This is a genomic window from Nocardia tenerifensis NBRC 101015, from assembly GCF_000308715.1.
GTDB lineage: Bacteria > Actinomycetota > Actinomycetes > Mycobacteriales > Mycobacteriaceae > Nocardia > Nocardia tenerifensis.
In genome coordinates this window covers 16,966-29,649 of the sequence record NZ_BAGH01000613.1, presented here as the reverse complement: position 1 = coordinate 29,649, position 12,684 = coordinate 16,966, and the positions used below count along the sequence as shown (strand labels likewise).

The 12,684-nt window shown below is 69.9% G+C and carries 14 protein-coding genes; 10 read left to right on the top strand and 4 right to left on the bottom strand.

Features of this window, described 5'->3' with window-relative positions; all coding sequences use genetic code 11:
- Positions 1 to 6: 6 nt before the first annotated feature.
- The gene (locus ON39_RS44260; protein WP_083895096.1) at positions 7 to 1,191 is read right to left on the bottom strand and encodes a lipase family protein; all 1,185 of its coding nucleotides are present in this window, start codon (positions 1,189 to 1,191) and stop codon (positions 7 to 9) included.
- Positions 1,188 to 1,340: a hypothetical protein gene (locus tag ON39_RS49515; RefSeq protein WP_157195661.1), complete on the bottom strand. Its 153-nt coding sequence runs from the start codon at positions 1,338 to 1,340 to the stop codon at positions 1,188 to 1,190. The genes ON39_RS44260 and ON39_RS49515 overlap by 4 nt, the downstream gene beginning before the upstream one ends.
- A gap of 181 nt (positions 1,341 to 1,521) precedes the next feature.
- Between ON39_RS49515 and ON39_RS44255 the strand changes: the two genes are divergently transcribed.
- The 10 genes from ON39_RS44255 (at position 1,522) to ON39_RS44210 (ending at position 11,273) form a co-directional block, all read left to right on the top strand.
- The gene (locus ON39_RS44255) at positions 1,522 to 2,181 is read left to right on the top strand and encodes a DUF8020 domain-containing protein (protein WP_040743264.1); all 660 of its coding nucleotides are present in this window, start codon (positions 1,522 to 1,524) and stop codon (positions 2,179 to 2,181) included.
- A 92-nt stretch (positions 2,182 to 2,273) separates the two neighbouring features.
- A complete protein-coding gene (locus ON39_RS44250) occupies positions 2,274 to 2,864 on the top strand; it encodes a QsdR family transcriptional regulator (RefSeq protein ID WP_040743262.1) in 591 nt (196 codons plus the stop codon).
- A 55-nt stretch (positions 2,865 to 2,919) separates the two neighbouring features.
- Positions 2,920 to 4,170: an acyl-CoA dehydrogenase family protein gene (locus ON39_RS44245; RefSeq protein ID WP_085998374.1), complete on the top strand. Its 1,251-nt coding sequence runs from the start codon at positions 2,920 to 2,922 to the stop codon at positions 4,168 to 4,170.
- Positions 4,171 to 4,548: 378 nt separating this feature from the next.
- The gene (locus ON39_RS44240) at positions 4,549 to 5,385 is read left to right on the top strand and encodes an SDR family oxidoreductase (RefSeq protein WP_040743260.1); all 837 of its coding nucleotides are present in this window, start codon (positions 4,549 to 4,551) and stop codon (positions 5,383 to 5,385) included.
- A 66-nt stretch (positions 5,386 to 5,451) separates the two neighbouring features.
- Positions 5,452 to 6,246 carry an SDR family oxidoreductase gene (locus ON39_RS44235; RefSeq protein WP_040743258.1) on the top strand — a complete coding sequence of 265 codons (795 nt, stop codon included), beginning with the start codon at positions 5,452 to 5,454 and terminating at the stop codon, positions 6,244 to 6,246.
- Positions 6,243 to 6,929 (top strand): HAD family hydrolase, encoded by a 687-nt coding sequence (locus tag ON39_RS44230; protein WP_063713499.1) that lies wholly within the window; start codon positions 6,243 to 6,245, stop codon positions 6,927 to 6,929. The genes ON39_RS44235 and ON39_RS44230 overlap by 4 nt, the downstream gene beginning before the upstream one ends.
- Positions 6,917 to 7,297, top strand: a complete 381-nt coding sequence (locus ON39_RS44225) for a MaoC family dehydratase (RefSeq protein ID WP_246002644.1) — start codon at positions 6,917 to 6,919, stop codon at positions 7,295 to 7,297. Before ON39_RS44230 ends, ON39_RS44225 begins: the two co-directional genes overlap by 13 nt.
- A 30-nt stretch (positions 7,298 to 7,327) precedes the next feature.
- A complete protein-coding gene (locus ON39_RS44220) occupies positions 7,328 to 9,064 on the top strand; it encodes an MFS transporter (protein ID WP_051187924.1) in 1,737 nt (578 codons plus the stop codon).
- Positions 9,061 to 10,044, top strand: coding sequence for an NADPH:quinone oxidoreductase family protein (locus ON39_RS44215; protein ID WP_040743257.1), 984 nt, complete (start codon positions 9,061 to 9,063; stop codon positions 10,042 to 10,044). The genes ON39_RS44220 and ON39_RS44215 overlap by 4 nt, the downstream gene beginning before the upstream one ends.
- Before the next feature lie 32 nt (positions 10,045 to 10,076).
- A complete protein-coding gene (locus ON39_RS44210) occupies positions 10,077 to 11,273 on the top strand; it encodes an acetyl-CoA C-acyltransferase (protein ID WP_040743255.1) in 1,197 nt (398 codons plus the stop codon).
- 2 nt (positions 11,274 to 11,275) lie between these two features.
- Here ON39_RS44210 and ON39_RS44205 read toward each other — a convergent pair whose 3' ends face one another.
- Complete coding sequence (locus ON39_RS44205) at positions 11,276 to 11,662, bottom strand: hypothetical protein (protein ID WP_040743253.1); 387 nt, start codon at positions 11,660 to 11,662, stop codon at positions 11,276 to 11,278.
- Positions 11,663 to 12,014: 352 nt separating this feature from the next.
- On the bottom strand, positions 12,015 to 12,482 hold the full coding sequence (locus tag ON39_RS44200; RefSeq protein WP_040743251.1) for an SRPBCC family protein: 468 nt from the start codon (positions 12,480 to 12,482) through the stop codon (positions 12,015 to 12,017).
- Between the last annotated feature and the right edge of the window lie 202 nt (positions 12,483 to 12,684).

Here is a 12,684-nt window from a genome sequence, read left to right as displayed (position 1 = left end):
GCTCCCTCAGCTCCCGCAGTTGCCCTGTGTCGGCTGACCGGCCAGCCGGTGCCCGAGCCAGTCCAGCGCCGCGTTGCCGCCCACCGCCGCGGCGAGGATGTGGTTGGCTCCCGGAATGGCGTGCCACTCCACCGAGACGCCCGATCCGCACCAGTCGGCCCGCAGTTGCTTACCGAGTTCGAACGACACGATCTCGTCGTTGGTCGCGTGGAACAGATACACGGGGAACTGCGGCGCGCGGGTGCCCAAGCGGTCCTCCGCCAAACGCCGCTGCCACTCCGGAGAGGCGAGCGGATCTCGTATCACCAACTGGCTCAACGACTTACCTTGACCGGCGAGCACATTGTCCACCACGCACCCGGACCGGATGCGCTGCGCGAAGCCGCGCCCCTGCTCGGTCAGATAGGAGTCGAGATCCAGCTCCGGGTAGGCCGCGTCGTGACCGATCGCGATCATGAAGTACGCGGCGAGGTTGGCCTGATTGCCGTTGCTCTGCTGTGCGTCACGCAGAATATCGGCCGGAACGCCGCCGGTCGCAACGGCCTTCACCTGGAGCTCGGGCGCGTAATCATGGGACAGCTCGGCCGCCCACGAACTCGCCTGGCCGCCTTGGGAGTACCCGACGATGCCGACCGGCGACGCGGGCCCGACCCCGCGCGCGTTCGCCTCGGGCAGTCGTTGCGCGGCCCGCGCGGCGTCGAGTACCGCGGTGCCCTCGGCGCGGCCGACCAGATAGACGTGGTCGCCCGGAGTGCCCAATCCGGGGTAGTCGGTCACGGCGACCGCCCACCCCTTCTCCAGGATCGGGCCGATGTCACGCGGTCCGCCCGTGGCCGAGGGCGCGCACTGATCGCCCATGCCGACGGTCCCCACGGCGTAGGTCACCAGCGGGCGCGTCGCCGATCGGCCGTCCCTCGGCACGAAGATCTCACCGGAGACCACGTTCGGGTTGCCCAGCGCATCGGTCGAGCGGTAGCGGATCTTCCACGCGTCGACCGGGGCGGCGACTCCGGGGAAAAGGTCGAAAGTCGTTGGGACGGCGCTGATCACATCGCCGGGGCGGCCGGGGGGATCGTCGGCGTGGGACACGGCCGGGATGGACAGTGCGCCGGCTGCCAGCACGCCGGCCACGGCGGACATGGCCAGCCGGTGCCCGAACGACTTCGGTGACCGGCGGAGGATGCACATCATTGTTCTCCTCGAATATCGAAACGGCGCGCGGCGGGCGCACGACCTGCGGAGGCGTTCGAACCCGGCGCCTGCCGGGTGAACCATGCACCCCATGAAACACTCTGCTGAGTTGTTTCACAATCATTGATTTCTTCGAGTTTCTGCAACATAATGCCGCGCCTTGTCTCGGTCGGCGATGCCGCGTGAGCTCTTGACGGGCACCCCGTGACGGGCCTATACATGAATCCGATGTCAAGTTCGGCAGCCGGACACGGCGCCGGTCTCCCGATCGGCCGTGATGCGCCGGACACCACAGGCGCAGTCTCCCTTCATGATTGGACGAACAACGCTTTGAACGTCAAACAACGCGTACTCGCGGCGACGGCCACGGCCGCCGCCCTCAGTACGCTCACCGCCACCGCCTCCGCACAGCCGACCGGCATCGAGCACCACCCGGACGTGCGCTATCTCGCCCAGCTCGACGGCGACACCGCGGTGATCACCGTGGGGCAGCCGGGCACACTGCACGCCGAGGACGGGCAGCTCCAGATCCGAACGCCCACAGGGCAAGTGCTGGCCGGCATCCCCCTCGAACTACGCGTCGACGATGTCGCCTTCCCCATCGACGCCACCGTCTACGGCAACACCGCGCGACTCACCCCCGACCTGAATCCCGCACGCGCACAATACAAACCGATCGCCGCGCCACCCTCCGCCGAACGCGCCCAAGACGCCGTCGACCGGGTGAGCTCCACCATCGCCAAAGGCGTCGGCGTCGGCAGCCTCCTCGGCGCCGCGGGCGCGGGCATCCTCGGCTGCCTCCTCGGCGGCACCGCCGCAGCCGTCGCCACCGCGCCCCTGGCCCTGCTGCTCGGCGCGGGCCCCGCCCTCGGCTGTCTCATCGGCGCGGCCACCCTCGCCCCCGGCGGAGCCCTCACCGGCGCCCTCAACGCCGCCGCCCCCGTCGCGATCCCCGCCTTCATCGAATACTTCACCACCCTCAACACCTGACACCCACGGCATGGTCAGCGGATCGGTGGTCGCGGATCGGCGAACGGCGCGCGGCACAGGGCCGCGCACGCCCACCGCCTACGGTTACCACCATGGCGATTGGTACCGAGGACGTCTACTCGCACGCTGCGCGCGTCATCGCTCAGGGGCGACGGCTCGAGCTCAACAGTCTGTGTGCGGAGCTGCACGTCTCGCGGGCGACCCTGTTCCGCAAAGCCGGTGGGCGCGAGCAGATCATGGGCGAGGCGGTGTGGTGGCTGGCGCGGCAGAGCCTGGCGCGCGCGAGCAGGCGCTGGCAGCGCGCCTACGGCACGGCGTTGCGCGACGGCACCGGCACCCTGCGCTGCGTCCGCATCGTGACCGACCACGGCGTGACGGCCGCGGCGGACGCCGGGATGCGCCGACTGCTCGACGAGGAACCCAAGCTGGCGATCCGCGTGCTGACCGACCCGTTCGGCCCGGTCCAGCCGCGCATGATCGCCGCGGTGCGGCAACTCATCGACGCCGATGTGACCGAGGGGTCGCTGCGCCCGCTGGTCGAGCTCGACAACCTCTCCTACGCCGTGGTGCGACTCGGCGAGTCCTTTCTCTACGCCGACCTGCTCGCCGACCGCCGCCCCGACATCGCCAGCGCCAACACCCTCGTCGCCGCGCTGATCGAGGGTGTGCTGCAACACAACTGAGACCGCCGAGGTCGCCACACCTTTGCCAACAGAACCTTTCCGATGGGAGTCGACAGTGGAGTTCTTCCTCATGTCCGAGCGCGCCGAGCGCTACCGCACCGACCTGCTCGCCTTCATGGACGAGCACGTGTACCCCGCCGAGCCGGTCTACCAGCAGCAGATGCGCGACTCCGGCGACCCGCATTTCCACCCCCCGATCATGGAGGAGCTCAAGGCCGAGGCGCGCCGGCGCGGTCTGTGGAACCTCTTCCACCCGCACCCGGAATGGGGCCCCGGCCTGACCAACCTCGAGTACGCGCCGCTGGCCGAGATCATGGGCCGCAGCCCCCATCTGGCCCCGGAGGCCTGCAACTGCGCCGCCCCCGACACCGGCAACATGGAGGTGCTTACCCTCTTCGGTAGCGACGCGCACAAGAAGCAGTACCTCGAGCCGCTGCTCGACGGCACCATCCGCTCGGCGTTCGCGATGACCGAGCCCGCGGTGGCCAGTTCGGACGCGACGAACATCGAACTCAGCATGGTCCGCGACGGCGACGAGTACGTGCTCAACGGCCGAAAGTGGCTGGCCTCCAACGCGATGCACAAGAACTGCAAGGTCTTGATCGTCATGGGCAAGACCGACCCCGACGCGCCCGCGCATCGGCAGCAGTCGATGATGGTCGTGCCCATCGACGCCCCCGGCGTCACCGTCCTGCGCAACCTGACCGTCTTCGGCTACGCCGACCGAGAAGGCCACGCCGAGATCGACTTCCACGATGTGCGCGTGCCCGCCGCCGACGTCCTGCTCGGCGAGGGCGAGGGCTTCGCCATCAGCCAGGCGCGGCTGGGACCCGGCCGCATCCATCACTGCATGCGCGCCATCGGCGTGGCCGAGCGCGCGCTCGAGCTGATGTGCCGGCGCGCCGAGTCCCGCGTCACGTTCGGGCAGCCGCTCAGCGAACGCGCCAATATCCAGGACTGGATCGCCGAGGCGCGCATCGAGATCGAGATGACGCGGCTGCTCACCCTCAAGGCGGCCTGGCTGATGGACACCGTGGGCAACAAGGCGGCCCGCACGGAGATCGCCGCGATCAAGGTCGCCGCGCCCACCATGGCCTTGACCATCCTCGACCGGGCCATCCAGGTGCACGGCGGCGGGGGCGTGACCGACGACTTCCCGCTGGCCAACGCGTGGGCCCAGGTGCGCACCCTGCGCCTGGCCGACGGACCCGACGAGGTGCACAAACGCGCCATCGCCAAGCAGGAACTGCGCAAGTACCGCGACGAGGTCCGCACGCCCGCCCCCGCCTCCGCGAACCGCCCCTGACGTTCCTGGGCGCCGCCCGCCAGACATCGCTTTCTCGAGTCGGTATCGACATGCCGTTGGCGATATCGACTGAGCACGCGATGGCCACGCGACATCGTCCGGCCGATCCGTTCGGCCGTACGCGGGCTCACCGCCGCGCGACCGCCGTCGATTCCGCCGCCTGACGCCGACTCACTTCGGCCCCTTCGCGTACGAGCCTGCCGCGAATCACCCTCGGGCGCAGTAATTCTCGTGCCTTCCGCGCCCTTCAACTCGCCCTCTTGACGCAGCTCGAGCCCCTGTGCCTATATATGAAATCGACATCGGATTCGACGTCCGATCCGCCGCCTTCGCCTCGCGAACCGCAGGCCCCCTCTTCTCTGAACCAAAGGAAATCCCGTGCGAGTCAACGGTAAATGCGCCATAGTGACCGGCGGCGGACGCGGCATCGGCGCCGCGATAGCCCGCCGGCTCGTCGAGGCGGGCGCGCGAGTCGTCATCGCCGACCGCGACGCGGCCGCCGCCGAGCAGACCGCGGCGGCGATCCTGTCCGCCCACCCCCGCACGGCCGTTCCCGTGCCGGGCGACATCACCGACGAGACCCACCTGCGCGAGCTGATCGCCACGGCCCGCGACACCTTCGGCGCGGTCGATCTGTACTTCGCCAACGCCGGCGTGCCCGGCTCCCCCGGCCTCGGCGCTGATGCCGACTGGCACAACGCCTTTCAGGTACATGTCCAGGCGCACGTCCGCGCCGCGCGGCTGCTGGTGGACGACTGGGTCCGGCGCGGTGCGGGCTACTTCGTCGCCACGGCCTCGGCGGCGGGCCTGCTGACCCAGATCGGCTCGGCGAACTACTCGGTCACCAAGCACGCCACGGTGGCCTTCGCCGAGTGGCTCGCTATCACTTACGGCGACAGGGGAATTCGCGTGAGCTGCCTGTGCCCGATGGGGGTCGACACCGCGATGCTGAAGGCGGGCACGACCACCGAGGACCGCTGGGCCACCGCGGCCACGCGCGCGGTCACCGAGGCCGGCGCCGTCCTGCGCCCCGAACAGGTCGCCGAGGACGTGCTCGCGGCCATCGACGAGGAACGATTCCTGATCCTGCCCCATCGCGACGTCGCCGAGATGCACCGGCGCAAGGCGAGCGACTACGACCGCTGGCTGCACGGAATGCGGCGCTACCAGGCCACGCTGCTCGGCCACGCCGAGCCGACGACCGGCAATCACTGACCGACACAAGCACTTTCGAGCAAGGAACACCATGAACACAACCCGGTACCCAGCGGGACGCCCGCGATGACCGATCAGAACCTGACCGGCCGCGTCGCCCTCGTCACCGGCGCCTCCCGCGGCATCGGCCTGGCCACCGCGCGTCACCTGGCCGCGGCCGGCGCCCGCGTGGTACTCACCTCCCGTTCCCAGGAGTCCGCCGAAGCCGCCGCCGCGACGATCGGCGACCGCGCCCGCGGCTTCGGCGCGCACGCCACCGACGAAGACCAGGCCCAGCGCTGCGTGGACTTCACGATCAGCACGTTCGGCAGCCTCGACATCCTGGTCAACAACGCGGGCACCAACCCAGCGTTCGGCAGGCTCATCGATCAAGACCACCGCAGGTTCACCAAGACCGTCGAGGTGAACCTCTGGGCCCCGATCCTGTGGACCGCGCTCGCCGCCCGCGCCTGGATGTCCGAGCACGGCGGCGCCGTCGTCAACACCGCCTCGATCGGCGCGACGGTGCACGAACCAGGACTCGGCGTCTACAACGCGTCCAAGGCCGCCCTGATCTACACCACCGAGCAGCTCGCCCTGGAACTCGCGCCGAACATCCGCGTCAATGCCGTTGCGCCCGGGGTCATTCGGACCGAGCTCGCCCGAGCCCTGTGGGAGCAGCGCGAACCCGCCCTCGCCGCGGCCACCGCCCTGGCCCGGATCGGCGAGCCCGACGACGTCGCGGCGGCCATCGCGTACCTGGTCTCCGACGCGGCCTGCTGGACCACCGGCACCACCCTGGTCATCGACGGCGGCCAACGCCTCGGCACGGCAACAGGTTTCGGAGACACGGGCCGGCCCGTCGCGGGGCGCCCCGCATGAGCCGCACCGCGATACTCGTCGATTTCGGCGGCGTGCTCACCACCGACGTCTTCGCGGCCTTCCGCCGCTTCGGCGCCCAGATCGGGCCCGACCCCGACCTGCCGATCTCGGTCATCGTCACCGATCCCGTCGTCGGTCCCGCGTTCGCCGATCTCGAGTCCGGGCACCTCGACGACGAGGAGTTCGAGATCCTGTTCGCGCGCAAGCTGACCGAGCGCGGAGCCACCGTCGAGCCCGCCGGTCTGCTGGGGCGCATCAAGTCCGGCATCGCGCTGGATCCGGACATGATCGCCCTGATCGAGGGGGTTAGAGCGGCCGGGCACCCGGTGGCGCTCGTGTCGAACTCGATGGGACGCGACAGCTACGCGGGGGTCGATCTCGCCGCCCTGGTCGACGTCGCCATCGTCTCGGCCGAGGTCGGCCTGCGCAAACCCGCACGCGAGATCTACCGGCTCGCCTGCCGCGAACTCGGCGTCGAGCCCGGCGAGGCGGTGATGCTCGACGACCTGCGGCACAACATCGACGGCGCCCGGCGCTGCGGCATCGAGGGCATCGTGCACTCGAGCGCGGCGAGCACCGCCGAAGAGCTCGCCGTCCGATTCGGCGTGTTCCCCGTCCTGCCCCCGACCACCACCGCGCCCGAAAACCGGCTGCGTCGCGGAACTCGACAGTGGCTGCGCTAGCCACGTCCCACGAATTCGCCTCCGCCACAGGCGATCACCAGTGGATCCACACCGACGCCGAACGCGCCGCGGCCGGCCCGTTCGGCTCCACCATCGCGCACGGCTACCTCACCCTGTCGCTGATCCCCGCCTTCGCCGACCAGCTCTTCGCCGTCGAGGGCGCCCGCATGGGCGTCAACTACGGCACCGAGAAGGTCCGCTTCCCCGCCCCGGTGCCCGTCGGGTCCCGGGTGCGCGACAGCGCCGAACTCCGCACCGTCGCCCCTACCGCCGACGGCGTCCGCCTGACGATGCGCCACACGATCGAGATCGACGGGTCGGCCAAGCCGGCCTGCGTCGCCGACACCGTCGCGCTGGTCGTGTTCTGAACACGCCGCGCACACAGCAAGGAACACCCTATGGCACAACACTTCTCGCCGCCCCACGCGCTCACCCGGCTGTGGCGCAGGCAGCTCACCCACTATCCGCCGCCCCGGCAACGGTTCGGCTATCTGATGATCACCATCGTCTCCACGGTGGTGCTCTACTACGAGCTCTACGTCCAGGGCGCGGTCGCGACCACGATCATCGCCGAGTTCGAGGTGAGCTTCACCCAGTTCGTCATGATCGCGGTCGTGGGCAACCTGCTCGGCGCCTTCGCGGCGCTGGCGGCGGGACTGGCCGACCGCTGGGGCCGGGCCAATCTGATCACCGGCGGACTGTTCGTCACCGGCTCGCTGGTGCTGTTCGGACTGCCCGCCGCGCGCGGTTTCGGCGTCTACGCGGCGCTGTTCGTCGTGCTCTGCGTCGTCGAGGGCATGATCCTCGTGGCGACGCCCGCGCTCATCCGCGACTTCTCGCCCCAGCTCGGGCGCGCCTCGGCCATGGGGTTCTGGACCTTCGGGCCGGTGCTGGGCAGCCTGCTGGTGACCAACGTCGCCACCAACACCCTGCACACACACCCTGATTGGCAATTCCAGTTCCGGGTCTGCGGGACCGTCGGCCTGATCGTGGCGGTCGTGGCCGCGCTCGGACTGCGCGAACTCGCCCCGCAACTACGCGACCAGCTCATGGTCAGCCTGCGCGATCGCGCGCTGATCGAGGCGCGGGCCGCGGGCCGCGCGCCCGCGCGCGACGGACACTGGCGCCAGATGCTCACCGCCGACGTGCTCGGTTCGGCCGTCGCGATCAGCCTGTATCTGATCTTCTACTACGTCGCGGTCGGATTCTTCGTCGTCTACTTCGCCACCGTGTTCGGCTACTCCGAGGCCCGCGCCAACGCGCTGGCCAACTGGTACTGGATCAGCACCGCGGTCGCGCTCGTCGCCACCGGCTTCCTGTCCGACCGGCTGCGGGTTCGCAAACCGTTCATGATCGTCGGCGCGCTCGCGAGCGCCCTCGGCATCGCGCTGTTCGCGATGCAGGCGACCCAAACCCACACCGGCTACTACCGATTCGCCGCGGTGCTCGTGCTGATCGGCGTCGGCAGCGGACTGTCCTACTGCGCCTGGATGGCCGGGTTCACCGAGACGGTGGAGCGGCACGATCCGGCGGGCACCGCGACCGGCCTGGCCGTGTGGGGATGGATCAACCGCATCGTCGTCACCATCGCCCTGACCGCGCTGACCCTGGTACTGCCCGCGACCTCCACCCTGGCCGACAAGGGCCACCACCTCGCCGAACTCACCAGCCGATACCAGTCGCAGCTGAGCACGCTCGCGGCCCTGACCCCGGACACCGAGGCCCGCCTCCTCGCCGCACCGCAGGACCCCGCCGTCGTCGACGCCGCGGTCCGCGAACTGCTCGCCCGCGGGCTGGCCGCGGACAGCACGCAGGCCAACGCCCGGCTCCGCCGACTCACCGAAGACCCTGTCCCGCAAGCGGATCGGCTCTTCATCGAGACCAACGGCCCGGCGGTGGCCCAGGCGACCAAGGACAACCCCGGGCAGTGGCAACGCTGGTGGTGGGTGTGCATGATCGCCCAACTCGCCTTCGTGCCACTGGTATTCGTCATGGCCGGACGGTGGAGCCCGAAACGCGCCCGCGAAGACGCCCTGCGCCACCGCGCCCGCGTCGACCGCGAGCTGGCCGCCCTGCATCTCGAGTCGCCCGATCTCCGCGCGACCGCCGAAACCCAAGGGAGACAACACCGATGAAGGCCTGGCAGATCACCGAGACCGGCGAGCCCGGCACCGCACTGCACTGGACCGAGCTCGACAATCCGGCCCCCGGCCACGGGCAGATGCTCGTGCGCGTCGCCGCGGCCGCCGCCAACTTCCCCGACGTGCTGCTGTGTCGCGGCGAGTATCAGGTCAAGCCGGCGCTGCCGTTCACCCCGGGGCTCGAATTGTGCGGGAAGATAGTCGCTCTCGGCGCGGGCTGCGAACGATTCCGGGTCGGGGACCGCGTGGTCGGCACCCCGGTCATGCCGCACGGCGCCTTCGCCGAGCTGTCGGTGCTCGATGCCGACGGCGCCTGCCCCGCACCGCCCGACCTGTCCGACGCCGAGGCCGCCGCCTTGACCATCGGCTACCAGACCGCATGGTTCGCCCTGCATCGGCGCACCCGGCTGGCCGCGCACGAAACCCTGCTCGTGCACGCCGCGGCCGGGGGCGTGGGCAGCGCGGCCGTGCAACTCGGCAAAGCCGCCGGGGCGCGCGTGATCGGCGTCGTCGGCGGACCCGGCAAGGCCGACTACTGCCGCCGGCTCGGCGCGGACCTCGTCCTGGACCGCCACAGCGACGATCTCGTCGCCGCGATCAAGAACTACACCGACGGCCGCGGCGCCGACGTGGTCTTCGACCCGGTCGGCGGCGAGGCCTACACCACCTCGGCCAAATGCGTTGCCTTCGAAGGCCGCATCGTCGTCGTCGGCTTCGCCAGCGGCGCCATCCCCGCACCGGCGCTCAATCACGCACTGATCAAGAACTATTCGATCATCGGCCTGCACTGGGGCCTCTACAAGGGCCGCGACCCCCGGCTCGTCCAGGACTGCCACCACGAGCTCACCCGCCTGGCCGCGACAGGCGCCGTCAAACCACTGATCAGCGAACGACTTTCGCTCTCCCACGTCCCCGACGCCCTGGCCCGGCTCGGGGCCGGCAGCACCGTCGGCCGCATCGTCTTCCACCCGTGACCGGCGATTCGACCGCAGAAAGCAGCACATCGATGAGACAAGCAGCCATCGTCTCCACCGCGCGCACGCCGATCGGGCGCGCCTACCGGGGCGCCTACAACGACACCCAGGCCCAGCACCTCGCCGCACACGCCATCGAGCACGCCATCCGGCGCGCCGGACTCGACGGCGGCGAAGTCGAGGACATCGTGCTCGGCTGCGCGCTGCAGCAGGGCTCCTCCGGACCCAACGTCGCCCGCCAAGCCGCCCTGCGCGCCGGGCTGCCCGACGCGGTACCGGCGATGACCATCGACCGCCAATGCTCCTCCGGCCTCATGGCCATCGCGACCGCCGCCAAACAGATCGTCGACGACGGCATGCGGATCACCGTCGGCGGCGGCGTCGAATCGGTCTCGCTCGTGCAGAACGAACACCTCAATCTCCATCGCGCCCAAGACCCTTGGCTGCTCGAGCACCGTCCCGACGTCTACCTGCCGATGCTCGACACCGCCGAGATCGTCGCCGAGCGCTACCGCATCACCCGCGACACGCAAGACGAATTCGCGGTTCTGTCCCAGCAGCGCACCGCCGCCGCCCAGGCCGCAGGCCGCTTCGACGCCGAGATCGTGCCCCTGGAGACCGTGCGCGTCATTCACGATCATGCGACGGGAACCCCTGCGCGAGAGACGATCTCGCTGACTCACGATGAGGGCAACCGGCCCGGCACGACCGCCGCCGGGCTGGCCGCGCTCTCGCCCGTGCTGCCCGACGGGAAGGTCAGCGCCCGCGCGACCGTGACCGCGGGCAACTCCTCGCAGCTCTCCGACGGAGCCTCGGCCTCGGTCCTCATGGAGACCGCGGAGGCCGAGCGGCGCGGGCTGACACCGCTCGGGTTCTACCGCGGCATGGCCGTCGCCGGCTGCGCACCCGACGAGATGGGGATCGGGCCGGTCCTCGCCGTCCCGACACTGCTCGCCCGGCACGGACTCTCCGTCGACGACATCGGATTGTGGGAACTCAACGAGGCTTTCGCCTCCCAGGCGGTGTACTGCCGCGACCGACTCGGGCTCGATCCGGAGCGAGTCAATGTCGACGGGGGCGCGATCGCGGTCGGGCATCCCTACGGCATGACCGGGGCACGGCTCGTCGGGCACGCGTTGCTCGAAGGGCGGCGGCGCGGAGTTCGGTATGTGGTCGTCACGATGTGTGTCGGCGGAGGTATGGGCGCGGCGGGGCTGTTCGAAGTGTAGTGTCACCCCGTCACGACGGTCACGCGGTAGCCGATGCGGATCTCGCGGCCGATGTGGGCCGCGCCGCTGAGGTAGAGCCAGCGGTCGGTGCCGCCGCGCGGGTCGGGCAGGTATGCGGCGTGGACGTGTTCGACCCCGAAGGGGAAGTTGCCCGAGATCGAGGTCGCGATGCCGGTCATCAGGGAGGCCTCGGCCAGCAACCGCGGCTCCGGATCGGCCGCGGGCAGCGGTGTCGCGGTGGGGACGAAGAACCCGAACTGCTCGGGCGGGGCGCCGGAACCCTGGACGAGCATGCCGGTGACGAACAGTCGCGCGATTCCGGTGTGCACCAAGCATTCCGGCGTCAGCGCCAACGGTGGAGTCGGCCGCAGCTCGAGTTGGAACGCCATGGGGCGAACTCTACGGTCACCGATCATCGATGTCCCGACGACGATCCTCGGTCCGGTACGGGGGTTTTCCCGGCGTTCACCTTGTGCGGCCGACACCATCGTGTACGTCGTTGCCGGGCACCCGATGGCATGCGACGCACCCTTGCGCGCGTGTCCGCCCGGCGATCCTCAGCGGATCCGCGCACCGCCGTCCCGATCGAAATCCCGCCGTGGCAGGCGCATTCGGAGCCCGAGATTGCGGTCGATGCAAACATGCACCCACTGCTCCTGGTGGTACCGAACTGCCCTGCCGCCCTTAGTGTTTCACCGTCTGCACGGCGCGTTCCACGTGAATCAGTAAGACCCCGTCGACTCAGTCGTCTGTGCGCAACGACTCCTGATAACGGGCCTCGATCTTCTCGCGCAGGTTCTTCTCGGTATGGCGGACGGCCGGGCCGATGAAGGCCTGGATCACGCGGTCCAGCGCGCGGCCGGCCAAGCCGCCGGGGACGCGGTAGTCGGCGGTGGCGGTGATCTCGGTGAGCCGCGCGTGCACGGCCGCGAAGTCCCAGCGGATCGCACCCTCGATGCCCCTGATCGCGCGAATCGTCACCCGCGAATCATCCACCCACTCGGTGATGTCGGAGCGCAACTGCAGGGTGGTCGGCCCCAGGTGCAGCGCGGTGTCGAAGACCGCCCCCAGCCCCGAGGTCTGCTCGCCCACCGGCGTGAAATGCCGGATCCCGAACATCCATTTCGGCACGTTCCGATAGTCCGCGACATAGGCGAACGCGAACCCCACCGGCGCCGCACACCTCGCACTGTGCTCGACATGGCCCATAGGTGCCTCCCATCGCTACCACCGACGTTAGGCCACCACAGCGCGCCCCGCTCCCGAACCCCTTTGCCCACCAACCATTTACAAGCCTACGGATCTGCCCTCACCGTGAGTCAGCTCGTACACATACGACCGATCCCCTTTCCGGCTCACCCACACCCCCTCGGGCGGAACCGCCCCCTGCCCAGCATCATCGAACGGACGA